A 24965-nucleotide genomic window follows, 5' to 3' on the forward strand; every position below is an offset into this window, starting at 1 on the left:
AACTATGTGTATTCAATATTGAAAGGAGATTATTTTGTGAAAGTTGTGTTATCTGCCCTTCTTCTCCTTTTGTTTGCATTTGAACCTTATGCGTCTGGAAAAGAGCTTTCAGATCCGGTGCTTTCCAAACGGATGGAATTATATCATAAAGTCGAGGCTGTAACGCAGATTCCTTGGTATGCGCTTGCCGCTGTTGATCAATACGAGGAGAATGTGCGGAGCAACAGAAAGGATCTGCCTGACAAAACGGGAATCATCAGCATCTATGTACCGGATGAGATCTGGAGCGGACCAGAAAACCCGAACCCGAAAGACGATGCGCCGTTAAGCATAAAAGTGTTTGACGGTATCGGAATGGACGGTGACGGCGACGGGAAAGCCGAGGTCAGCAATGATGAAGACATTCTGTATACATTCGCACAATATCTGCTGTCGTACGGCACAGATGAGGAGAATATCCGCATCGGGCTCTGGGACTATTACCGCCGTGATCAAACGGTGGGAATCATATCCGAGTTCATGAAGCTGTTTAAGGCTTACGGTCATATTGATTTGGGCGAGCATGCGTTTCCGCTTCCGATCCGAACGGATTACAGTTACCGCAGCACGTGGGGAGACGCCCGCGGCTTTGGGGGAAGGCGGATTCATGAAGGAACAGATCTCTTTGCCCACTATGGCCTTCCTGTTAAATCCACCTGTTACGGCGTCATTGAAATGAAAGGCTGGAACCGCTTTGGAGGATGGAGAATCGGCATCAGAGATATTAACAATACGTATCATTATTTCGCCCATCTCAATGGGTTTGCAAAAGGCATTAAAACAGGGCAGATCGTTGAGCCCGGCCAAGTAATCGGGTCAGTGGGCAGCTCAGGATACGGCCCGCCTGGCACGGCCGGAAAATTCCCGCCGCACCTGCACTATGGCATGTATAAGGATAATGGAAAAACTGAATGGTCGTTTGATCCTTATCCACATTTGAGAGCGTGGGAGCGCTATGAGTACAAGAAAAAGAAATGACGAAAGCCGCCTCATGAAAAGGCGGCTTTATTTGCTGTTTTTTTCATTTTTTGAATCATGGCTGTCTTCTTCTTTGCTGCTTGGAAGCTGGACAGAAGGCGTAACACCTGAACCGCCGCTTCCGTTATAAAATTGCGGCACTTCGCCCTGCACTGCTTTAATTGATACAGGAACATTATTGGTGACCACGGCTGTTTTGCTTGCGAACGGGATGATGACCTTCACTTTAATTTCTACGAAGATGCTGATATCAATAAGTGCGTTATTAATGCCATATGGCTTTATTTTTGTTTTGACGTCTGTAAAGGCGTCACCGATTAAATTGAACCGGACTGGGATTTTCGGGCCGAGGTTTCCCAGAAGGCTGTTTCCTGTCACCTGTCCCAATGGGATGTTGATCATAATATTTTCACTGGCGCCGCTGTGTCCGGTGTGGGTTTCCATCTCTTTCAGATGAGACTGAAGCTGCTTTGTCACCTTTGTTTTCACACTGTTTATAATCTGTGTATTAAAATCGATTGTCGTTAAATTTCCGTTTTCATCAGAATTCATTTGAAACATATCTTTCATATTTTCGCTGTCAGACATATAATCCTCAATCGAATCCTGAATCACCTCTGTTGCCACACGCTTCGTTTCCATTTCACCGATGCTCATTAATACCGGTTTAATCGAGCCGTTGATAATCCAAAGGCTGACTGTTGTAGATATGATAAAAAATACGAGTGACAGCAGCAGCACGTACCGGAAAGGCAAAGGTCCTCTCTTGCGAAGAGGGCCGCGATATCTTGGCAAGAAAATCCCCCCTTACATATCACAATGTATGCTTGTAAGGGGGGACATAGTAATAGCCGGGCCAATTTATTTTATTTCACCATTTTTAAGAGCGCTTCTCTGCCGCTCATGCCGGCATGAATGCCAAGATCTTCTGCGGCATATGTGACGGATTCTAAAGGGGCGTCTAACAGCTGGTCAATTGTTCGCACACCAACCGCCCGTCCCGCCACAATTCCACGCTCCTTTAATTTTTCATTCAGCAGCGCCACATCAAGCGCGCCGCACATAATGTATCCGTGATCATTGGAGACTGCCATGAAATTTGTTTTTGGAAGCTTTACTGTCACAGCTGTAAAAGGCTGTCCTTCTATCATAATCGGTGTCAGATTTACCACGTCAACCACTCCCTTCCTTCATCACTTTATGATGAAGGGCACGGCTTGTTGTGGGCTGACCTCCTTATTGTGCAAGCTTCCAGGCAAGCAGATCCCGCAAAAACTCCGGCATAAAATATTCTTTTACCCCGGCGTCGCGGATGATTGGAAACAGCCTGCCGAGCGTAAACATGTCAAGCACGGCCACAGCGTATTGTTTATTTTTATCTATGTCATCTCCGTTCAGCGTAATCCGGGTAACGTGCGTCATCCCATCGTCCAGCCGTTTTGTTTCGACATCGACACCCGCGTACACCATTTTTCCCATCACTTCTCCCCGGAAGCCCAATCCTTTAATTCGAAGCTGCTCCATCTGTTCCGAAGCGGCATGAACAATCGTTTCCTTCAGTTCCTCTCCCGTCAGGCGGACAGTAACCGGGTTGATGGGGTGAGGGCAGATGCGGTGCAGGTCAAGCTTGGTCACCGGGCCGGCTTTAAGCGGTCCGAGGATGACACCGGAATTCACCATGCTGATGTCGGCTCCGCACCATTCCTTTAACGCATATGCCAGAAGTAAAGGCAGATCGGATTCTTCAAACCACTTGACTTCAGCATCTTGCGCAAGCTCCGCAACGGCAACGGACAGCTTATCCTCGGCTTCACGTTCTTTTTCCTCGAGAAATGCTTTGGTTTCCGGCGATTCCCCTGTCCATTCCGCCATGTTTTGAACAGACGCTGTTTTGCTGATGATTTTTCGCTTTTCAGTGTCCATCGTGATGTCTACACAGCCGACATAGTTTCCGTATTTCTCAGCGCTGGCAAGCAATACGCCGTTGACCATCTGTCCATTTTCAAGCAGATGGTGAGTATGAGACTCGAGGATAACGTCAATCTCCGGAACCGCTTCAGCAACCGCTTGATCGTCAAGAATTCCCAAATGCGACAGGAGAACGATGATATCAGCCTGTCCTTTCACTTCCTGTATGGTTTCTTTTATACTTTCGAGCGCATCAGTAACAGTCCATTCCAGCTTGTCATAGACGGGATAATACGGTACCGTTACACCTAACAAAGCAAAGGTCATGCCGTTTCTCAATGTTTTGATATGGTAAGGAACTGCCCAGGACGGGCGGTTTCCGTTTTTGTCATACAGATTAGAGACGATAACGGGAAACTCGGCATGATCATATAAAGAAGCAAGCTCTTCATGAGGAAGCGTAATCCCCTCGTTATTGCCGATAGCCGCTCCATCAATTTGAAGACAGTTTAAGAGGTCTACATTGGCTTTTCCGAATGTCGCCTCTGTCACAAAATGAAAACGATCAATATGATCACCAATATCAAAAACGAGCGTCTCTTCGCTGTGCAGCTGATGTTCTTTTCTTTTTTGCTCAATATAATCTGTTATTTTTGGCCAATTTTCAAAATGGCTGTGCAAATCATTTGTGTGATATAAGCGGAGCTTCTCTTTCATACCCTTCTCTCCCTAATCGTTCAGCTGAAAATGCCTTCATAAATGAGCTGGCAGCCGATCAAAATTAATACGATCCGCATGATCATGACGATTGTTTTCGTCTGCATTTTTCGGTTGATGGCGGCCCCAAGCCTTCCGCCGAACCAAGCGCCGGGCACAAGCGCGAGGGCGTACAGCCAATTCACATGCCCGGACATGATATGTGAAACAGACCCTGTCATAGAGGACAGGAAAATAATGAACATGGACGTTGCCACCGCAACCTTTGGCGGGAACAGAAATAACAGCATCATGGCCGGAACCATCAGCGAGCCGCCGCCTATTCCAAAGAGCCCGCCTAAAAAGCCGACAACAAAGGCGATGGCAATCCCGACAGACGCCTGATACGAGTAAGTATAGGGCTCTCCGGCATCATCCTGAAAAGTCCTTATTATTCCTCTGTGCTCTTTGTTTACCGGCCGCGCCTTCGCTTTCAGCATTAAGGATAATGAAATAAGAATCATAAATATGCCAAACCAAATGGAAAACGAGTTTGAATTAAAAAGCTTTGACACGTATGCCCCAATAATGCTGCCGGGACCTGAACCGATAAAGAAAATGAGCCCGCTTTTATAATCAACCGTTTTATATTTAATATAAGCTAAAGTTGAGGAAAGACCCGTAAAAATAATGACCAGAAGCGAAGTTCCAATCGCGATCTGCGGCGTCACATTCTGAAAATACGGCGTCACTGTGCTTAAAAACATCAGAGACGGCACGATGACAATTCCGCCGCCAAGCCCAATCAGACTTCCCACCGTACCTGCGATGAATCCCAGTACGGCCAAAATCACAAACGACATCAATCAAAACCTCTTTTCTAAAATAAATCGAGCTGTCTCGGAGAAAGTCCGGAGTACTCGATATCAAGCAGTTCAAGCATCTGCTTGCCGTTATCCGCGGCGTCTCCGCCGGAATTGTTGTTGAACAGGACAAATACCTCTTTACTTTGCTGCTGCAATTCGTTCAGATGCTTTTTCCAGTCTTCCAGCTCCTGTTTGTTATAGCGGTATAAATATCTGACCTCACGCCAGTTTTTCCCGCCATCGGGCTTCATCCAGCCCTGCTTATTGCGTCCGTGAAACCTGACGAGCGTTTTGTTTTCATCGGTCGCCCGCAACACAGTCGGGACGCTTCCCTCGCCGATTTGCGGTTCGTCACATACGCTGTGAATCCAGCCTTCCGCTTTCATAAAGGAAAGCGTCTGCTCATAAAATGGCGGCGAAAACCAGGAGCGGTTTCTGAACTCAAGCGCGCAAGGAATATCGCCCATCTGATTTTTGCACCATCTTAAATAAGCGACATTTTCTTTCTTGCAGTCAAACCACGGCGGAAATTGAAACAGCACCATGGCGAGCTTATTGCTATGTAAATATGGCGTTAAGGACAGCTTAAAAGCATCAAACATCTCCTCTTTGGAGTCAAACGGAATGTCGCCGCGCTGATGCCCCGTCATGCCCTGATACGCTTTCACGATAAATTGGAAGGTTTCCGGCGTTTCCTTCACCCACTTTTCATTATTGCGCGCCGGCTGAATCGCGTAAAAGCTCGCGTCTAATTCCACGATCGGAAAATGGGAGGAATAGGCCTGCAATTTTTTCTGGCTGGCCGTTTTCGGCGGATAAATGCTGTCATGATCCCCCCATCCCGTCAGTCCGATATAAATCACAATCATTCACCTCTCTTCCAGTTTATCACACGCGTTTTCAGGTTTCCTCGGAAATGCTGTTCATATTGCGGAAAAACGCTGAGCGCAGATGCTGATATTGTTCCTCATTGGTATCCAAAAACGCCTCCTCTCTTGAGGAAGGGATATTTTGGTACTCAATAGGCTCCTGAAACTGTTCACTCGTAAAGTCATACACCGCCCCATTTATGCTGTTATAAAAATGCCAGCTCTCACCGACCTTTGTTTTGAAAATGTCGCCCCCGAATTGCTCCTGTATCACCAATGCCGTCACGCCGCATTGGCCGCATGCCGGGCATTCTTTCGTCCATTTGGAACTCGTATGCAGCGACCATGATTGGTTTAGTATGTGTTTGATGTGTTCCATCACCGCAGCCCCCTTTTTAAAAAGATACCACGATGATGGATTTTTAAAAACCAAAGTCACTGACATAAAAAAACCGGCAGAATTCAATCTGCCGGGCTTACGAAGGAACGACCAATGCTCCCTCAATTCCGCTGTCTGCTTTCTCCCCATCACTGTACACGCACCGTCCTCTGCTGTAGGTGGCCGAGATGCGGCAGGGGAAAGTATGTCCTTCATAAATGCTCTGCTTATGTTTTGTAAACATCGTTTCTGTTGTGACTGTGTACGGCTCCATGCTGACGAGAACGAGATCCGCGTCCCGCCCCTCTTCAAGCCGCCCTTTTTGCTGAAGGCCGAATCGCTTCGCGGGTGCCCCCGCTGTCCATTCAGCAATGGTTTCAAATGGAATGTCCCGCTCAAGGGCCAATTCAAGCATGGCCAATAAAGTAAACTGCCCGCCGCTGATTCCGCCCCATGACAAAAACATATTATCCTCCCGCTTCAGAGAAGGACGGCAGGGGGAGTGATCCGAGGACACCATGTCAATATCCCCCGCGATCAGCGTATCAATTAACGCCTCTTTTGATGGCTGCGATCTAAGCGGAGGGGCGCATTTTGCGACAGAGCCCTTTTCCCGTAAATCATCATGGCTGAACAAAACATAATGCGGGCATGTTTCGACCGAAACATCAAGCCCTTCCCGTTTCGCCTCTCTGATCAGCCGGACCGCTTTTGCTGTACTGATGTGGACAAAATGCACCGAACAGCCTGTCACCTTCGCATACTGAATCGTGCGATACACCGCTTCAGCTTCAGCTTCCTCCGGGCGGGAGGCCGCATATGCATCCGCATTCACTTTCCCTTTATTCGCCCATTCCATCTGCAAAAAGCTTGTGATCGCATCGCTTTCTGCGTGAAGAGCAAGGATTTTTCCTGCGGCCGCGATTTCTTTCATGCCTTTGAGCAAGGTCCGTTCATCAACAGAGCGAAACTCCTCTGTGCCTGATTTTGATAAAAATGCTTTAAATCCTATCGCACCCGCTTCAGCCATCGGATGTATGTCATCAATATGACCGGGCACAAGGCCGCCCCATAACGCAAAATCCACCGCCGATTTTTGCCTGCCGATTTCAGCTTTTGCGAGAAGGTTTTCAGCCGTCACCGTGGATGGAATGCAGTTCAGCGGCATATCAAAATAAGTGGTGCAGCCGCCGGCAGCCATCATCTGTGAGCCCGTTTCAAACCCTTCCCAATCCTCTCTGCCCGGTTCGTTGAAATGAACATGGCAATCGATCGCACCCGGAAAAACATATTGCCCGCTAGCCTCCACAACTGGCGCCCCCTCTGCTTCAATTGCAGAACCTATCTTGGCAATAGCCCCGTTTTTCATTGCAATATCAGCTTCTTTAACACCATCCGGCGTGACTGCCTTTGCGCCTGTTATCACCAAATCGTAAGCCATACTGATCCCTCCCCTGTAAGGATGATGAATTTTTATGTCAGTTTATGTAACACAATCAGTCTATTTTCAACATTTTACTGTTACTATGATCGTATTACATCAGCAAAACAGCTAGAATTAATAATGAAATTTATTCATCTTAACCAATGGTTACTTTTTGTGAGAAAAGGAGAATGAGCTATGAATATTTTTGATGTGATGAAAATACCGGCTTACGAAAATGCAGTTTTAATTGCGGGCAAAGCAGGGGGAGAAAGAGAGGTTCAGCATGTCAACATGATGGATGCTCCTGATATCGCGGATTTTCTGCATAAAGATGAGCTGCTCGTCACCACCGCGTATCACCTGAAGGACAATCCTCACCAGTTATCAGAGCTGATTCGGCAAATGGCCAAACGCGGCTGTGCCGGTCTCGGCATTAAAACAAAACGGTACCTGGAGGATATCCCGAAAGAAATCATTGACCTCGCCGATTCACACGCGTTTCCGATCATCGAGCTCCCTGAGCATATACGCCTCGGAGACATTGTCAACGCCACGCTGAGCCGTATTCTTGATATGCGTTCAAACGAGCTTCAGCAAGCCATTTACGCACATAAAAAATTCACAAACCACATTATGAGCGGCAAGGGATTGCAATCTCTGCTCAAAAAGGTATCAGACCTCCTTCATCTTCCCGTGCTGCTCCTTGACCAGCATGCCAAAATGCTTTCTGCATCTCATCAGATTTCATTTGAAACCGAAAAGCTCAAAAGCACGCTGCACACCGTGTCCGGGCCGTTTTTCACTTGTTTTTCTTCGATCTCAAATCAGAAAACATATTCTGTCCTTCCTATCTATAATCATGAAAAAAGCTGCGGCTACCTGCTGATACCGGAAATGGTCCAAGCCGCTGATAAAGGATTGATTCTCACCATTGAACAGGCTGCGAACGTGATTTCCTTTGAGCTGCTGAAGGAAAACGCCCTGAAGCAATACAGCCGGCGGGCGCGGAATGAGTTTTTCAGTAATTTTATCGAGCGGTCGTTCTCTTCTGACGACGAAATCAAAAACCGCGCAAAAGAATTTAAGCTCCGCTGGGATCAAAAATATATGTGCATCGCCGGAAAGCTCGACCGGAATGACAGATCGATCAGCTTTACTGAAAATCAGCTGGCCTCTGACAGCGTATTTGAATTTCTTGAAGGCGAATTGTCTGCCTTCCCGTTTCCGCCTCACCTCTTTATTAAAGGAAATGTCGGCATTCTGCTGATCGAGGACAGCTGGAGTGAAATGCACGCCTCTGTGATCAGCTTTTTAGAGCAGTTCCAGACACAGGTCAAAACCCAATTTAAACGGACATTGTCCTTTGGCATCAGCAACATTTGCCAAAAGCTGATCGATGTTCCGGACGCTTTCACAGAAGCGTCTGACGCTCTCCAATCAGGGCATTTATCAAGAAGCACGGAGTTCATCCAAGTGTATCACGCGAAAGATGTACCTGAGCTTCTCCGCCTGCTTCCGGTTGAGGATTTGAAGAAATTTTACAATTCCACTCTTCAAAGCCTGGCTGAAAAGCAGCAGGAGGATCAAAGCCTGCTTCATACACTGTCTGTCTATCTAGAGACACACTGCCAGATTTCCGAGACGGCAAAACGTTTGTACGTGCATCGCAATACGGTCATCTACCGCCTCGAAAAATGTGAAGAATTACTGGGCAAAAGCTTAAAAGATCCCGAAACGACAATGCGGTTGCGGCTTGCCTTGCGGATGCAGCGGCTGATCAGCTAGCATTTGTCACATGATGTTACAAACGAAATGGCTTTTCGTTACTTTCAGCAATAACGCTCCTATTTTTCAGCTACTGTATCCAATGACAGCCCGCAAACGGCACGCTATCATGTTACTAAAGTTCACATGTAAAAGGAGGGACTGTTGTGAAACAAAAACCGTTTGCAGTGTTCACTCTTGGCCTGCAGCATGTGCTGGCCATGTACGCAGGTGCGATTTTGGTGCCTCTGCTTGTCGGCAGAGCGCTGAATGTAACGTCGGAACAGCTGTCCTATCTATTGGCGATTGACCTGTTAACATGCGGAGCCGCGACGCTTTTGCAAACCTGGCGAGGAACGCACATCGGCATCGGCCTTCCCGTCATGCTCGGCAGCTCGTTTGTGGCCGTCACCCCGATGATTGCAATTGGTGCAAATTACGGCATTTCAGCGATTTACGGTTCAATCATTGCAGCCGGTGTCTTGATCTTCTTATGTGCCCGTTTCTTCGGCAAGCTGACCGTGTTATTCCCTCCTGTCGTAACAGGAACTGTTGTCACCTTGATTGGTCTTTCTCTTGTTCCGACAGGTGTGAAAAATATGGCTGGCGGAGAAAAAGCAAACGGCAGCGCCAATCCCGAGTACGGTTCGCTCGAAAACCTTCTTCTTTCTGTCAGCGTCCTTATCCTGATCTTAGTCCTCAACCGCTTTCTCAAAGGATTTGCCCGAACGCTTTCCGTTCTAATCGGGATTGCTGCGGGTACTGTGGCGGCTGCCGTCATGGGCAAGGTCAGCTTTTCATCTGTATCTGAAGCCCCATTCTTTCAAATCCCGAAGCCGTTTTACTTCGGCGCTCCATCTTTTGAAATCGGTCCGATCATCACAATGCTGATCGTCGGAATTGTCATTATCGTTGAATCAACCGGCGTTTTTTACGCCATCGGAAAGATATGCGGCCGGCCCCTAACCGAAAAAGACCTGATCAAAGGCTACCGGGCGGAGGGGATCGCCATTATGATAGGCGGGCTGTTCAACGCCTTTCCCTATAATACATTTGCACAAAACGCCGGATTATTGCAGCTGACAAAGGTGAAAACGAGAAACGTCGTCGTCACCGCGGGCTGTATCCTTCTTTTCCTCGGGCTGATTCCTAAGGTTGCCGCTCTTGCTTCCTCCGTTCCCGCCGCTGTTCTCGGCGGCGCAACCGTTGTCATGTTCGGCATGGTTATCGCCTCCGGAGTAAAAATGCTCAGCACAGTGGATCTGAAAAACCAATATCATCTGCTGACCATCGCCTGCTCAATCGCACTTGGCATCGGCGCCAGCACAGTGCCGGCGATTTTCGCAGCGTTTCCCGCTCCGATCCGCATTCTGGTCAGTGACGGCATTATCACAGGAAGCCTGACTGCGATCTTTTTAAACCTATTCTTCAGTTTGCGCGCCAGCAAGGAAAAAACCGTTCAGAAGGAAGAACTGCCGGTATTAGAAAACACACTTGTTTTAGAAAAAGAGGTGTAAATAGAGATGAAGGAACAGCATCATTCCTTTCAGCTTTTGATGCTTGGGCTTCAGCATATGCTGGCGATGTACGCGGGAGCCATTCTCGTCCCTCTGATCGTCGGAGCTGCGATCGGGCTGAATGCGGGCCAGCTGACGTATTTAATTGCCATTGATTTGTTTATGTGCGGGGCGGCGACTCTGTTACAGCTCTGGAAAAACCGTTATTTCGGCATCGGCCTTCCTGTTGTGCTCGGCTGTACGTTTACTGCAGTCGGCCCGATGATTTCTATTGGCAGCACATACGGTGTCTCAGCGATTTACGGTTCGATTATCGCAGCCGGGCTGATTGTCGTTTTAGCCGCGGGCTTCTTCGGGAAGCTTGTCCGTTTTTTCCCGCCGGTCGTAACCGGCTCAGTCGTTATGATTATCGGCATCAGCCTGATTCCGACGGCGATGAATAACCTGGCCGGCGGTGAAGGCAGCAAAGACTTCGGCTCACTAGGCAACGTGCTCCTTGGCTTTGCCGTTACAGCCTTTATTTTAGTGCTGTTTTATTTCTTTAAAGGATTTATCCGCTCCATTGCGATTTTGCTCGGCCTTGCAGCTGGAACGGCAGCCGCTTTCTTTATGGGAAAAGTCGATTTTTCTGACGTCGCGGAGGCGTCCTGGGTTCATGTTCCTTCTATATTTTATTTCGGCACGCCAACCTTTGAGCTGCCTGCCATTCTCACCATGCTATTGGTTGCGATTGTCAGCCTTGTTGAATCAACGGGTGTTTACTTTGCTCTTTCCGATATGACAAACCGGAAACTAACAGAGAAAGATCTTGAGAAAGGCTACCGTGCGGAAGGGCTTGCGATTGTGCTTGGCGGCTTATTTAACGCGTTTCCGTATACAGCCTTCTCGCAAAATGTCGGCATCGTTCAGCTTTCAAAAATGAAAAGTGTCAATGTCATCGCCATCACGGGATTTATGCTGATGGCAGTCGGTCTGATTCCAAAAGCCGCGGCATTGACGACCGTGATCCCGAATGCAGTGCTCGGCGGCGCGATGATTGTCATGTTCGGCATGGTCATTTCTTACGGTATTAAAATGCTTTCCAGCGTCGATTTTGAATCACAAAGCAATCTCCTGATCATTGCTTCTTCTGTCAGCTTAGGGCTTGGCGCCACGACGGTGCCCGCTTTGTTTTCATCTCTTCCGGGAGCAGCTTCCGTGTTGACCGGAAGCGGCATTGTCATTGGCAGCTTAACCGCGATCGCATTGAACGCTTTTTATCAATTCAAACGGCCCCATGGCGCGGAAATCAATACGTAAAGGGTGATGGCTCATGTTCACGATGGACGACCTGAATCAAATGGATAGACAAACACTGACTGACACACTTGGATCTATTTTCGAGCACTCTGCATGGATTGCGGAGGAGGCCGCGGCACTCCGCCCGTTTTCCTCCCTTTCTGATTTGCATCAAAAAATGTCCCGCTTAGTCAAAGCTGCGGATCGCAAGACACAGCTTGAGCTCATCTGCAAGCACCCCCGGCTCGGCACCAAGAAAACAATGAGCGCTTCCTCCGTAAAAGAGCAGCAAAACGCAGGTCTCAGTAAGCTTGAACAGCAGGAATACGAGGAATTTCTCAAACGAAATGAAGACTACTATCACAACTTCGGTTTTCCTTTTATTTTAGCGGTAAAGGAAAAAACGAAACAGGAGATCCGCCAAGCCCTGCTGACAAGGCTGAAGAACAAACCAGAAACAGAATTCCAGCAGGCTCTTGAAGAAATATACCGCATCGCCCGCTTTCGTTTAGAGGACATCATTACAGAAAAAGGAGAGATTCAAATGAAAAGAACCATGTCTTACGGCAAAGGAAATGTGTTTGCATACCGAACGTTTTTAAAACCGCTCACAGGCATAAAGAAAATCCCAGAGTCTTCTTTTACGGGCAGAACCAATACAGTTGTCGGCATTGATGTGACATGCGAAATTGGCGGAGATGCCTTTTTGCCGTCATTTACAGACGGAGATAATACACTCATCGTGGCTACGGATTCGATGAAAAACTTTATTCAGCGCCACCTCGCTTCCTATGAGGGAACAACTTCCGAAGGCTTCTTGCATTATGTGGCTCACAGATTTTTTGACACCTATTCACATATGGACACGATCACGCTGACAGGCGAAGACATTCCGTTTGAAGCGATGCCTGCATACGACGATCAAGAGCTCGGCACAAGCCAGCTTGTCTTCAGAAGATCGCGCAATGAACGCGCTCGGTCGGTGCTGAAAGCAGAACGAACTGGGGATACGATAACGCTGAAGGAGCAATACAGCGAAATCACGAATCTCCAGCTTGTCAAAGTGAGCGGAAACTCCTTTGTCGGCTTTATCAGAGACGAATATACGACTCTCCCTGAAGATGGCAATCGGCCGCTCTTTGTCTATTTAAACATCAGCTGGCGTTACGAACATGCGGATGATGCATACGCCGCCGATCCAGCCCGTTACGTGGCGGCTGAACAGGTCCGTGACTTAGCGAGCACTGTATTTCACGAGCTCAAAACGCCTTCCATTCAAAACTTAATCTATCATATCGGATGCAGAATATTAACGAGATTCCCGCAGCTCGCGGATGTCAGCTTCCAATCTCAAAATCACACATGGGATACAGTCGTCGAAGAGATTGCGGGCACAAAAGGAAAAGTCTACACAGAACCGCGCCCGCCATTCGGTTTCCAGCGGTTCACCGTGACGAGAGAAGACGCTGAGAAAGAAAAACGGAAAGCCAGGGAAGCATTAGGGAGCCTGAATGCCTGATGGGGAAGCTGACAACACATATCTTGGATTTAACCTGCGGCAAACCCGCGGCGAACGTAAAAATCGAATTGAAGCGGCTGGGCGAAGAGGTCATCCTTGTTAAAGAGGCCTTCACCAACGATGACGGCCGAGTCGACGCTCCGCTCCTTGCGGGAGAAGAGCTGAAGTCCGGGGAGTATGTGATGGAATTCCATGCAGGGGGTTACTTTGCGAGAAAGAAAGCGAACACGGCTGAGGCGTTTTTAACGATTGTAACAGTTCGTTTCCATCTTTCTGATCCGGAAGCTGATTATCATATCCCGCTTTTGCTGTCACCGTTTGGTTATCAAGTATATAGAGGGAGTTAAGAAAAGAGCCCGCCCGCTGGTGAGGCGGGCTCCGCACATGTTTAGGGGTTGAGTGGATCACTGCATAAATAAAAGACCCTCCCTATTGTGAGAAGGTTCCTGCGATTTATGCCACCCCCGGACCTCGTATTTGAGAGTTTGAGTTTGTTTTTAAATATTTAATTTATCGTTCTCTATTTCTACTTAGACTAAAAAATATTTAAAATCAATTAAACTAGCATCACTATCAATTTATCTCCATCAGCATATCATGTACTATCCTCTTTTAAGGGAGGTGAAGTTATGAAGTCATTCCCTTTGATCGTGGTGCTATTCATCCTATTAATCATTGTTGGCACTTCTTTCTTCGGTGGCTATTAAGAACTCACCTTACCCCATATCCGTCAGACGCCATAAGAATTCTTTATGGCGTTTGTTTTGCTATAGCGACAAGGTTTTGAGCAGGGAAATATAACACTCGCTGCAAATCCTCGTCCTCCATTACAATATGAGATGAGAGCGTGATGTTTCCCCACAACGCGGCCGCGTCTTGATCTCGCTCTTCAATTAATCCCGCCATTTAGAAACGCTTGTTAACGGATTTGTTAGTTTCTTTCGGAGCGATTTCTTCCGCACAGGCAAAAAAATATTTTCATTCCCTTTTCTCCAAAATGAATCATTTTATTTTTTCAATCGATTTAACAGGTACTTCCGGTGGATTGAGTATTAAGTCAATCCGTTGAACAGTGACAAAGACGACAGAAAAAATCAGGGAACAAAGAAAGGTTAGTAAAAGTATTTTCCACCAATTTAAGTTATTCATCATCTCTCCCTCTTTCCTTAATTTGTAACATTACCCATTTATAGTATGAAACACAACTAGGCAAAAAGTAAAGGGAGAAGAGGTATTTCATCTTCACGATCTGTCATTGAAGTTCATCCAGGCCATTCTCTAAAGCTTTATCGATTTGCTTAACTTTTTAAATCCGGTGCTTTGTCGTAGCTGCGGGAAAAGTCCAATGACTCCCTTTTCCACTTGCTAACTCTTTTCTAATCCTGCAAGCCGACCGCATAATCCCTCCATAACCGGTACACCGGCATAAATTGCCCGCCAGCCCTTCTTCAATATCTTCGTCAGTAGGTTGCGGGTTTTCCTGAAACAGAGCTCTGAGCGCAATCGTCATCCCTGGTGTGCAATATCCGCATTGGAAGCCGCCTTCCTCCAGAAAAGCGGTTTGGCAGATATCCAGTTCTTCTTTTTGAAGCCCTTCAATGGTTGTGATCGAATGGCCGTCTGCTTGGTATGCCATGGTCATACACGCATTAGCAAGCTTGCCGTCGAGCAGGACAGAACATGCACCGCAACGGCCGATTCCGCAGGAAATTTTAGTTCCGGTCAGCTCGAATTCCGTCCGCAGAAGGTCACTCAAGCGAGCTGTAGGAACCGCATCAACCTCCCGCGCTATTCCATTCACGGTCATTCGGAACCGATGCTTTTTTACAGAGAAAGATCCTGCTTCTTTTACGTCCATTGTTTTATCCCCTTTCTGTCTATCGCATCAAGCAGCTCTTCACGCGAAATCGGCAGCTTGTTCACCCAGCAGCCGACTGCATCATGTACCGCCTTTACAATCGCCGGGGTAATGGCGATCGTTCCTATTTCTCCGACACCGCGCGGGCCATATGAGTCACCATCCATCATCTCTTCTATCGCGGTCAGTTTCATTGCCGGAACATCTTTGATTCCCGGAATTACATACTGATCCAAATTCTCCGCTGTGTAACGGCCGTCCGTCATTTTTGCTTCCTCCATCAGCGTATAGCCGAGCGCCATAGCAGCGCCGCCTTCGATTTGTCCGCGATAGCCCTGCGGACTGACAACCGGGCCTGCCGCAATGGCGTGCTCACAATCTATCACTTTGACATCGCCTGTTAATAGATCAACCTCCACCTCAACTGCAGCCGCTCCAAATGAGTAGAGAAAATGGCCGCCGACCACAGGATCAGGCGTTGTCGGAAAATCGAATGCTGTTTCCTCAGTCAAAGGGCCTTTTTCTGCCAATTCCTTATAGGTCACCACCAGATCCTTTGTATTATGCATCCGCAGCCCCCCAGCGCTGAGAATGAGTTGTTCAGGCAAACATGAGACCAATTGTGCGGCACGTTTTTTCAGCTGATATAGAAACGGTTTCTTCAAACGCTGGATCGCGTGCCACACCATGCTCGTGCCGCGGGATGCTGTGGAGGAGCCTGACTTTGGCACTTTTGCGGTATCCCCAATGATAATGGAAATATCCTCCGCCGCGCAGCCCAGCTCTTCGGTCACAATATGTTCAATCGCGGCGAGGATGCCCTGCCCGCACTCTTCAAACCCAAACGAAACCGTGATTTTGCCGTCACTTGAAAGGGAAAGGCGCCCTCCTGCGGCATCCATCCGTCCATAGCCAAGCCCGCCCCCGTGCATGGTAATCGCGGCGCCAACACCTCTTCGTTTATAACGAGACGTCTGATGTTCTCTTTTGAGAATAGGAGATGCAGAAATGACGTTCAACACCTGCGCCGCTCCGTCAGTGGGCGCAATCCGATGCTCAAGCGGCCCAGGGTCATGCGGTTTTCTGATATTTCTTCTTCGCAGCTCCAGCGGATCGATGCCGAGCATGCTGCTGATTCGATCAAGATGGGTTTCCAGCGCGAAGGTGATTTGGTTGCCGCCAAAGCCCCGGAATTCTCCCGCCACCCCGTTGTTCGTAAACACAGAGATCCCTTCAGTGCGGATATTCGGAATGCGGTACGGACCCGAGGCATGCTCGGCAGAAAAATCCAGGACTGCCGGTCCCAGCGTGGCGTAAGCGCCTGTATCGGCAATGATTTTCACATCATGAGCCAGAAGCTTCCCTGTTTGATCAGCCCCTGTTTTGATCGTGATTTTCATCGGGTGGCGCTTGATTCCTGAGCGTACAGATTCCTGCCTCGTCTGATGTATTTTGACCGGACGCCCGCTTTTACGGGCCAAAAGCGCGGCATACGGCTGAATATTCAGCTCATCCTTTCCGCCAAATGAGCCGCCCATCGGACTCGACACAACCCGAATTTTCTCTTCAGGAATACCAAAAATGCGGGCAAGCTGAAAACGGTCCTTGTAGCCGTGCTGAGTGCCAGCGTACATTGTAAAACCCCCGTCACGTTCCGGAACAGCTACCCCCCCTTCCGTTTCCATATACGTATGCATCTGCCGCGGCAGTTCGTAGGTTTCTTCAAGGATGGTGTGACACGATTGGAATCCCGCTTCCACATCGCCGTGCGAGAAAAACGCACGATGAAGGATGTTACCGTCCGGGTGCAGCATATACGCATCTGGTCGGAGCGCTTTTTCTGGAGAATCAATGACCTCCAGCTCCCTGTACACCACGTGAATCAGCTCCAGCGCGGCTTCGGCAATGTCTTCTGTTTCTGCGGCGACGGCTGCCACTGCATCTCCGACATAACGCACTCTATCCTCGCATAGAACCGGCTGGTCAGGAATGACAATCCCAAAACGGTTGAAACCCCGAACGTCCTTATGGGTGACGACCGCCCGCACACCTTCCATTTCTTCAGCCTTTTTGGTGCAAATCGACACGATTTCCGCATGAGGGAAAGCGCTTCTCAGAATTTTGCCGTACAGCATCCCCTGAAAAGTGAGATCAGTCATATACTTCAATTCACCTGTGACCTTTTCCCTTCCATCCGGCCTTATTCTTGGCGGTTTGCATATGCTCATTTATTCCCCTCCCTCAAACATCAGCTCAGACATGGTGACGTTGGCAGCCGCTTTTTTTCTGTATGCCGCTGACACGAAAGCATCAGCTGAAAACGGCAGCTCCTTGATAAGTGTTTCGTACAGTTCGTGCGCCTCCCATTCAGGCTCCATCCATTTCGCCTCGCTTTCTATTAATCTTTTTGGCCTGATATCGGCATGGCCCGCTGCGAGGCGAATGTCACTGTCTTTCAGTAAACGTCCTGCCGCCACAGCAACCGCTCCGGTAAATGCCTGCCGCCTTCCCAGCTTGCGGAAAAACACACGATCTCCCTCTGGACGCGGGATGATCACACGCGTCACGATTCCATGTGAATACGCTTCACTGGAGATCCATTCAGCAAGCGGCAGCCTGACAAGCTCCTTCTGATAAACGATAAGCTCCGCATCAAGCACAAGCAGAAGCGGAATCAAATCCCCTATTTTACTCGCTATGTTGCCGCCAATTGTGGCCCGGCTTCGGATTCCCGGCGCTGCAACAGCAGAAACTGCATCACATAAGCAAGCCAGATCCCGCTTGATGAGGCTGTTTTTTCTGCATTCATTCAGCGTGGTGAGCGCCCCGATCGACACATGGGTGCCGTCAGCGGTAATGCCTTTCATCTCATCAATGCCTTCAAGGCTGATGAGATGCGCTTTCGGAAGAATTCCTTTGTCCCATTGGAGCTGGAGCAGCGTGCTGCCCGATGCTGCACACACATCTGGCGCAAGCTGCTTCAAAAGAGAAAATGCCTCATCAAGCGCTGCCGGCCTCCATAATTGAATGTTCATTCGCGCCTGTGTCACTTGTCCGTTCATGTATTCGCCTCCTGACAGTGTCATATTCCTCCGGCGTATCAATATCTTCCAGTTCCTCGCACGCTTTCACTGCCAGCACCGCTCCAGTGCCAAGCTGTCCGTTTTTCAGCAGCCTGCGGGCACCCTCATCTCCCTTTAACTCCTTTACATATGGAAAACAGGCGGATGAGAAATAAATAGGCGGACTGAGCGTACGCAAAGACGCTGACACCGCAAACATTTCATGAGCCCTTGATATCAGGGCATTTACATGATCGACAGAAAGCTGCGGCTGGTCACCCAACAGAATGACGACCCCGTCTGCCCCCATGCTTTCAGCTTTTCTCACCCCGCTGCTGACAGAATGCCCTTGGCCCTTTTCCGCCTCTTTACAGACATGCAAACTCCAGCGATCCAGAAAAGGCGGTGCTTGATATTGCGCCCCGATCCACTCAAGTGAAGCATGTTCTGTCCTCTCGACAATCAGCACATGGTCAAGACGGGATAATAGAGCTGTTTTTAATGAAGCCGATCCGATCGTTTCTCCTTTTAGCGGCAATGCCAGCTTGTTTGTGCCCATTCTCTCGCTTTTTCCGGCCGCCAAAAATACACCGATAATGCTCATATAACCGCCAGCCGTTTTCGTGTTTGAAGGATTTCCGCAACGATGCTGACGGCAATTTCCTCTGGGCCTTCCGCGCCGATTTTCAACCCGACCGGACTGTAAAAATGCGCGGGCGGCTGTTTTCCATTCAGCAGCCGTTTCGTGCGGTTTTCGGAACCCAAAAGCCCGATATAATGAAGGTCTCGAGAAAATAAGGATTCAACGATGACTTGATCGTGCTGAAAATGGTGAGTCGCCACAACAGCGGAATCCTGAGGGGAAAATCCAAATTCACTGAGCATCTGCTCCGGAAAGGCAGTGATCAGCTGATCTGCTTTTGGAAAAAGAGCGGCTGTGCAATATGCAGGCCGCCAATCTGTCACAATGACAGAAAATCCGGTCTCAGCCGCCAAATTGACGAGCGGTATCATATCTGGGCCCGCCCCAAACAGAATGAGACGCGGCTTCGGCTCAATACGCTGGATAAAAATGTTTGATGATGAATCAAAATGCGGTACATGAAGCGTTGAAGCGGTGCGTTGAATATCTTGAAGCGGCACATCCGGCCAGTGCCCAAAATATCCGTTCTCTGACAAAAACAGATAACGCCCTGACTGCGGGGATTCAATCTGTGTAACGGCTGTTACGGCTTTTCCTGAATGAAGGCAGTCTCTTACTCTTTCATAGTGCCGCTTTTTTTCCTGAGAGATTCGTTCCGCATAGATATGAATAACGCCATTGCAGCCGACTCCCATGCCCCACGAAAGATCGTCTTCAGCCCGCATGTCATAGGATATAAGCGCTGTCGTCAGCTGATCGCCGAGTTCAGCGATTCTTTCGGATATACCCTCTTCCAGACACCCGCCGCTCAGCAAGCCGATTCTTTCTCCGTTTTTCTTAAAGAGCATGGTGGCGCCCGCTTTTCGATATGCAGAGCCTTCGACTTGTACAATGGTCGCCAGCACAGCCTCGTCCTGATCTTCCAGAAGCGCATCTAAAATCGTGTAAAAATACTCCAATGCCGCATCCCCCTTTCAAAAATTGCTGTAAGAAATAAAACGTCACTTTATAGGTGCCTTGTATAAAGAATAGATGAAAAAAGAAAAAATGACTCATGCTCCGTCAGAAAATGCAACACAGAGAAAACGGATTTGTAAAAAGAGTCAAACGGAGAAAATCAGATTGGAGAATGAGCGAAAATGAAAAAAGCCTGCGGAATTCCGCAAGCTTTTTCTTTAAATCGCTGCCTGGCTCTTAGCATTTTCATATACATCAAGCGCGGCCTGAAGCGCTTTTCCCGCTTCGATCACAGCGCCGTGTCTGAGAAGCACAGCTTCTAATCCGGCAAGGACAAACAGTACGTTTTCTCTTCTGCAGCTGTAGCCCATCGTACCAATTCTCCAAATCTTCCCGGCTAAAGGGCCGAATGAGCTGGCGATTTCGATTCCAAACTGTGCCAAAAGCATATGGCGGACCGACTCTCCGTCCACGCCGTCCGGGATTTGCACACAGGTGACAACAGGCATTTTGCAGCTCTCATCCCCAAACAGCTTCAGCCCCATCGCCTTAATCCCGGCGATTAATGCGGCCTCATGGTATTGATGCCGCTCGAAACGTGCTTCGAGACCTTCATCAAGCACCAGTCTCACGCCCTCACGCAAGGCATAAAGCATCGTCGTCGCTTCTGTATGATGATTGAGCCGCCGTTCGCTCCAATAATCCTCAAGCTGGCTCAAATCAAAATAATTGCTGGTGATCGGACGATTTCCAGTAAGCGGCGCCTTGTCTGCCTGAGTCGCAATTCCGCGTTCCACCTTTTTGCGCGCCGCAATGATGTCCGCCACCCGTTCATTATATGTAATCGGCGCCATCCCAGACGGAACAGACAGACACTTTTGCGTACCGCCGATAGCTGCGTCAATGTTCCATTCATCCACTTTCACCTCGCAGCCCCCAATTGTCGCTACCGCATCGACAATAAACAGTGCATCCCAAGCACGGCACGCTTCTCCAATCGCTTTCAGCGGATGGATTCGGCCAGTTGATGTTTCCCCGTGCACCATCGCCACAATTTTCGGCTTCACTTTTTTCATTTCCCGTATAATAGCGTCAGGGTCAAAAACCGTTCCCCACTCACACTCAATCGTATGAACATTCGCCCCGTACCGCTCAGCGATTTCAGTCAGCAAAAAGCCAAAGCGTCCGTATATCGGAATAAGCACGTCATCTCCCGGTTCAATGACACTCGCTAACACCGCTTCAATTCCCGCCCGGGATGTGCCGTCAATCGGATACGCCCAGCGGTTTTTCGTTTGAAACAGCTCCCGAAGCATCTCCATCGTTTCATTCATGATATCGGTAAACGCCGGATCAAATTGGCCGACAACCGGTGTGCTCATCACTCTTAATACACGCGGATCGACCTCAACGGGTCCCGGTGTCATAATCGTTCTTAACGGTGTACATAATTCTTTTCTGCCTGACACAGCCATTCCTCCTTCATCAGTAAGCCAGTTTGTATAATAAATCAGTCAATGTGCGGACGCCGATCTCAAGCTGACATGCAGAAGTAAATTCCTTCGGCGAATGGCTGATGCCGCCTCTGCTCGGCACAAACAGCATACAAGCGGGGCAGCTCCTTCCGATCATTTGCGCATCATGCCCTGCCCCGCTCACCATTTCTTCACAGCTGATACCGTTTTCTGCCGCTGTCTCAAGAGCCTTGGCAGAAAGCGTTTCGTCCATCGGCACAGGCTCTATCCGCATATATTCATCAATCATGGCGCGAATGCCTTTTTCGTCACAAATGCCGTTGATGACAGCTGTCATTTCTTCATAAAAATGCTCCAGTACACGCTGATTTTGATGCCGAATATCGATTGAAAACTGCACCCGTCCAGGTATGACATTGGCCACATTGGGCTCCACCGTCATTTTCCCGCATGTCAGACGAAGCTCATCCGGCTGTTCTTCAGCGCGAAGCAGCAGTTCATGAATCATGCGGCTGCTGGCTGCGAGCGGGTCCTTGCGCCACTTCATGGAGGTGGTCCCTGCGTGGTTGCATTCTCCCTCAAGCGTAATCAGATATCTCCTCTGCCCGACTATACTTGTCACCACACCGAGGTCTCGTCCTGACATTTCAAGCGTCTGTCCTTGTTCAATGTGAATTTCAATAAAAGCGTTGATATCTGTCCTGTGCGCTGACGGATACACGCCTCTGCCAAAACCGTTGTCATGCATCGCCTCTTGTAATGAAACACCTGATCCGTCTCTCGGTACTTCCGCATGCTTCAATGACAAAGCACCCATCATATTTCCTGATCCCCAGTATGTCATCGGAAAACGGCTGCCCTCTTCCTCACATAAAGACACGGCCTCAAGCGTTTTTTTCGGCGCTCCGTATGTTTCTTTGAGCTGCTTTAAAGCAAGCATTGCCGCAAGCACGCCATATGAGCCGTCATACTTCCCCCCATTGATCACAGTATCGATATGTGAGCCGGCTAAAATCACTTCATCCGGAGACTGGGTGCCCTGAAGCCTTCCAAAGACATTGCCGACATCGTCAAATCTGGCGTCAAGCCCAAATGCCGACATCTCCGCTTTCACGGCGAGCTGCGCGTCCATCCACTCCTTGGTGTACAAAAGCCTCGTCACTCCGCCATCAGCAGACGCACCGAATTGGGCAAGCCAATCGATGTAATCAGCGATGCCGCTTTCTACTGAAAGCCTCTGCTTTTCCATGTGCTTCCTCCTCTGGCCGTTATGGTGACTTCATTATAGAGGGAGGAAGACGTATAGTTCATCAGCACATAAACCAAAAAAACGTTTGTTTTTTGGTCATAATAACCAGCCTGCCATTCCATTTTAGGAATAGCAGCCAGTAAGGAAGAGAGTCAATAGGCAGCGATGAATTTAAAAAACAGCGAGAGGAAAAAGTGGTTCTAAAGATTTATTGTATGAACTAGCGAAAATCACGGGAAGGCAATGCTTTCAGTGAAGCGGCACTCGATTAAGGAACAGCGCTTGCCAAAACTCAGCCGGAGCAATAACGCGGACTAAAGATCCCGGAACAATAGAGTTCTGCCTCCTCCAAAGTTACCATTTTACAAATTTAATAAAAAATATACAAAATGACACTTCTAACCTTTATCTCAATTTTAGATAATAGACATGATCTGATCTAAAGGAGGGCAAGTGATGACAAAAAAAGCAAGGTTTCTGCCGCTCGTCTGTGTATTACTGATTTCCGGATGGTTTGCGCCCTCTGCTTCAGCAAGCGCGCAAACCGGATTGAACCTGAATGACCGTGCAGCTACTTCTTCCGCAGCCTCCGGGGGCATTCTCTCATTAGTCTCTCCCGCGGCACCATACGCCGACACAGACACCTATTATGAAGGTGCTGAAGGAAAAAGCGGAGAGGCGTTAAAAAGCGCGTTGCACCGCATCATTAGCGGACATACGATGCTGTCTTACAGCGAGGTATGGAACGCGCTGAAAGAAACAGATGCAGATCCGGCCAATCCGAATAACGTCATCCTGCTCTATACGAATGAATCCCGTTCGAAAAACCTGAACGGCGGCAATGTCGGGGACTGGAACCGGGAGCATGTCTGGGCGAAATCCCATGGCGATTTTGGTACAAGCAAGGGGCCTGGCACTGATATTCATCACTTGCGTCCAGCAGACGTCCAAGTAAACAGTGCCAGAGGCAACATGGACTTTGACAACGGCGGCAACGAGTATGCGAAAGCGCCCGGAAATTACTATGACGGAGATTCATGGGAGCCCCGCGATGATGTGAAAGGCGATGTCGCCCGCATGCTGTTTTACATGGCTGTCCGTTACGAAGGAGACGACGGCTACCCTGACCTTGAGCTCAATGATAGGACAGGAAACGGCTCTGCTCCTTATCACGGAAAACAATCCGCCTTGCTTGAATGGAATAGGCAGGACCCTGTTGATGCCCGCGAAAGAAAAAGAAATGAAATCATTTATGAAAAATATCAGCACAACCGAAATCCATTTATCGATCACCCTGAATGGGCAGACGACATTTGGCCGTAAGAAAAAGGTGCTCCCCCGAAGGGAGCACCTTTTCTAATACACAGCCTGTTCCGTTTCAGCATCGAAAAAGACGGCGTGATCCATTTTCACCGCCAGCTGAATTGTATCGCCCGCGGCGATTCGATTGCCGCCATCCAGGCGAACCGTGAGCCGCTCGTTCCCGGCGCTGACATGCACAATCAGCTCAGGTCCCAAATTTTCATTCACTTCCACCGTCGCTTTAAACACAGAATCAAACAGCCGGTCATTTCCAGTCATTTGTGCGATGTGCTCCGGCCGTACACCGGCTGTCATCTGTTTTCCGGTATAGCCTTTTTCCTTCAGCCGTTTCGCCTTTTCTTCAGGAATATGAAGCCGGATCGAAGGATTTGTAAAAAACAGCTCGCCATGGTGCTCTTCAATCATGCCTTTGAAAAAGTTCATTCCGGGAGAGCCAATAAACCCGGCCACGAACAGGTTTGCCGGATAATGATAGATATCATGGGGCTTGGCCACTTGCTGAATTTTACCTTCATTCATGACGACAATCCGATCGCCCATCGTCATCGCTTCAGTCTGATCATGGGTGACATAGATAATGGTTGCTTCCAGCCGCTGGTGAAGCTTGCTGATTTCTGTCCGCATCGTCACTCTCAGCTTCGCATCCAGATTAGAAAGCGGTTCATCCATTAAAAAGACCTTTGGTTCCCGCACAATTGATCTGCCAAGCGCCACCCTTTGCCGCTGGCCGCCGGAAAGTGCCTTCGGTTTTCTCTTCAGCAAATGCTCAATCTCCAAAATGTTTGCAGCTGCATGCACCCGCTCGGCAATTTCTTGTTTCGGCATTTTTCTGAGCTTCAGTCCGAATGCCATGTTATCGAAAACAGTCATATGCGGATACAGCGCATAGTTTTGGAACACCATCGCGATATCACGCTCCTTCGGCGGAAGATCATTGACCCGTTCCCCATCGATGAAGAGGCTTCCTTCCGAAATGCTTTCCAGCCCGGCCACCATCCGCAGGGTTGTCGATTTGCCGCAGCCTGACGGCCCCACCAGCACCAAAAGCTCTTTATCTTTTACATCTAAATCAAAGTCCTTCACCGTTAATTGTGAATGATATGATTTTTTGACATGTTCAAATGTTAATGAAGCCATCAGAAAACTCCCCCCGTCTTTT

General features: G+C 48.7%; 24 protein-coding genes. 8 read left to right on the plus strand and 16 right to left on the minus strand.

What is annotated here, in order from left to right; genetic code table 11:
* The first annotated feature begins 36 nt into the window (after positions 1–36).
* Positions 37–1017: an L-Ala--D-Glu endopeptidase gene (lytH, locus tag AU387_RS03270; RefSeq protein ID WP_059334798.1), complete on the plus strand. Its 981-nt coding sequence runs from the start codon at positions 37–39 to the stop codon at positions 1015–1017.
* 27 nt (positions 1018–1044) lie between these two features.
* Here lytH and yunB read toward each other — a convergent pair whose 3' ends face one another.
* From yunB to AU387_RS03305, 7 genes are all read right to left on the minus strand, one after another.
* Complete coding sequence (yunB, locus tag AU387_RS03275; protein ID WP_059292623.1) at positions 1045–1812, minus strand: sporulation protein YunB; 768 nt, start codon at positions 1810–1812, stop codon at positions 1045–1047.
* A gap of 71 nt (positions 1813–1883) precedes the next feature.
* The gene (locus tag AU387_RS03280; RefSeq protein ID WP_010331750.1) at positions 1884–2189 is read right to left on the minus strand and encodes a YunC family protein; all 306 of its coding nucleotides are present in this window, start codon (positions 2187–2189) and stop codon (positions 1884–1886) included.
* A 64-nt stretch (positions 2190–2253) separates the two neighbouring features.
* The gene (locus AU387_RS03285; RefSeq protein WP_059334800.1) at positions 2254–3642 is read right to left on the minus strand and encodes a bifunctional metallophosphatase/5'-nucleotidase; all 1389 of its coding nucleotides are present in this window, start codon (positions 3640–3642) and stop codon (positions 2254–2256) included.
* A gap of 20 nt (positions 3643–3662) precedes the next feature.
* Positions 3663–4484, minus strand: a complete 822-nt coding sequence (locus AU387_RS03290; RefSeq protein WP_059334801.1) for a sulfite exporter TauE/SafE family protein — start codon at positions 4482–4484, stop codon at positions 3663–3665.
* A gap of 17 nt (positions 4485–4501) precedes the next feature.
* On the minus strand, positions 4502–5350 hold the full coding sequence (locus AU387_RS03295; RefSeq protein WP_059292704.1) for a DUF72 domain-containing protein: 849 nt from the start codon (positions 5348–5350) through the stop codon (positions 4502–4504).
* A 37-nt stretch (positions 5351–5387) separates the two neighbouring features.
* Positions 5388–5735 carry a YunG family protein gene (locus AU387_RS03300; RefSeq protein ID WP_059334803.1) on the minus strand — a complete coding sequence of 116 codons (348 nt, stop codon included), beginning with the start codon at positions 5733–5735 and terminating at the stop codon, positions 5388–5390.
* Between the two features lie 97 nt (positions 5736–5832).
* Positions 5833–7176: an allantoinase gene (locus AU387_RS03305; protein ID WP_059334805.1), complete on the minus strand. Its 1344-nt coding sequence runs from the start codon at positions 7174–7176 to the stop codon at positions 5833–5835.
* 180 nt (positions 7177–7356) lie between these two features.
* Between AU387_RS03305 and AU387_RS03310 the strand changes: the two genes are divergently transcribed.
* The 6 genes from AU387_RS03310 (at position 7357) to AU387_RS20975 (ending at position 13946) form a co-directional block, all read left to right on the plus strand.
* Entirely contained in the window at positions 7357–8946 is a 1590-nt protein-coding gene (locus AU387_RS03310) for a PucR family transcriptional regulator (protein ID WP_059334807.1), read from the plus strand.
* A 200-nt stretch (positions 8947–9146) separates the two neighbouring features.
* Positions 9147–10442 carry a nucleobase:cation symporter-2 family protein gene (locus tag AU387_RS03315; protein WP_237730386.1) on the plus strand — a complete coding sequence of 432 codons (1296 nt, stop codon included), beginning with the start codon at positions 9147–9149 and terminating at the stop codon, positions 10440–10442.
* Positions 10443–10448: 6 nt separating this feature from the next.
* Entirely contained in the window at positions 10449–11741 is a 1293-nt protein-coding gene (locus tag AU387_RS03320) for a nucleobase:cation symporter-2 family protein (RefSeq protein ID WP_059334809.1), read from the plus strand.
* 13 nt (positions 11742–11754) lie between these two features.
* Positions 11755–13239, plus strand: coding sequence for a factor-independent urate hydroxylase (gene pucL, locus AU387_RS03325; RefSeq protein ID WP_059334811.1), 1485 nt, complete (start codon positions 11755–11757; stop codon positions 13237–13239).
* Complete coding sequence (gene uraH, locus AU387_RS03330; protein WP_059292615.1) at positions 13239–13586, plus strand: hydroxyisourate hydrolase; 348 nt, start codon at positions 13239–13241, stop codon at positions 13584–13586. The genes pucL and uraH overlap by 1 nt, the downstream gene beginning before the upstream one ends.
* A gap of 282 nt (positions 13587–13868) precedes the next feature.
* Entirely contained in the window at positions 13869–13946 is a 78-nt protein-coding gene (locus AU387_RS20975) for a YjcZ family sporulation protein (protein ID WP_082687850.1), read from the plus strand.
* Between the two features lie 43 nt (positions 13947–13989).
* Here the strand turns inward: AU387_RS20975 and AU387_RS21540 are convergent, their stop codons facing one another.
* The 8 genes from AU387_RS21540 to allC form a co-directional block, all read right to left on the minus strand.
* Complete coding sequence (locus AU387_RS21540; protein WP_157722678.1) at positions 13990–14145, minus strand: hypothetical protein; 156 nt, start codon at positions 14143–14145, stop codon at positions 13990–13992.
* A 400-nt stretch (positions 14146–14545) separates the two neighbouring features.
* A complete protein-coding gene (gene pucE / locus AU387_RS03335; protein ID WP_059292614.1) occupies positions 14546–15097 on the minus strand; it encodes a xanthine dehydrogenase subunit E in 552 nt (183 codons plus the stop codon).
* A complete protein-coding gene (gene pucD, locus AU387_RS03340) occupies positions 15088–17325 on the minus strand; it encodes a xanthine dehydrogenase subunit D (RefSeq protein ID WP_059334813.1) in 2238 nt (745 codons plus the stop codon). Before pucD ends, pucE begins: the two co-directional genes overlap by 10 nt.
* Positions 17326–18159 (minus strand): xanthine dehydrogenase subunit C, encoded by an 834-nt coding sequence (gene pucC / locus AU387_RS03345; RefSeq protein ID WP_059292612.1) that lies wholly within the window; start codon positions 18157–18159, stop codon positions 17326–17328.
* A complete protein-coding gene (pucB, locus tag AU387_RS03350; protein WP_059292611.1) occupies positions 18098–18763 on the minus strand; it encodes a xanthine dehydrogenase accessory protein PucB in 666 nt (221 codons plus the stop codon). The genes pucC and pucB overlap by 62 nt, the downstream gene beginning before the upstream one ends.
* Positions 18760–19761 carry an XdhC family protein gene (locus AU387_RS03355; protein WP_059334814.1) on the minus strand — a complete coding sequence of 334 codons (1002 nt, stop codon included), beginning with the start codon at positions 19759–19761 and terminating at the stop codon, positions 18760–18762. The genes pucB and AU387_RS03355 overlap by 4 nt, the downstream gene beginning before the upstream one ends.
* Before the next feature lie 216 nt (positions 19762–19977).
* Complete coding sequence (locus AU387_RS03360) at positions 19978–21228, minus strand: pyridoxal-phosphate-dependent aminotransferase family protein (RefSeq protein WP_082687827.1); 1251 nt, start codon at positions 21226–21228, stop codon at positions 19978–19980.
* A gap of 16 nt (positions 21229–21244) precedes the next feature.
* Entirely contained in the window at positions 21245–22483 is a 1239-nt protein-coding gene (gene allC / locus AU387_RS03365; RefSeq protein WP_059292608.1) for an allantoate deiminase, read from the minus strand.
* A 456-nt stretch (positions 22484–22939) separates the two neighbouring features.
* Between allC and AU387_RS03370 the strand changes: the two genes are divergently transcribed.
* On the plus strand, positions 22940–23806 hold the full coding sequence (locus AU387_RS03370; RefSeq protein WP_044159027.1) for an endonuclease I family protein: 867 nt from the start codon (positions 22940–22942) through the stop codon (positions 23804–23806).
* Between the two features lie 33 nt (positions 23807–23839).
* On the opposite strand, the gene AU387_RS03375 is transcribed toward AU387_RS03370, so the two are convergent.
* Positions 23840–24943, minus strand: coding sequence for an ABC transporter ATP-binding protein (locus AU387_RS03375; protein ID WP_044159028.1), 1104 nt, complete (start codon positions 24941–24943; stop codon positions 23840–23842).
* Between the last annotated feature and the right edge of the window lie 22 nt (positions 24944–24965).

Source organism: Bacillus halotolerans (genome assembly GCF_001517105.1).
Classification (GTDB): Bacteria; Bacillota; Bacilli; order Bacillales; family Bacillaceae; genus Bacillus; species Bacillus halotolerans.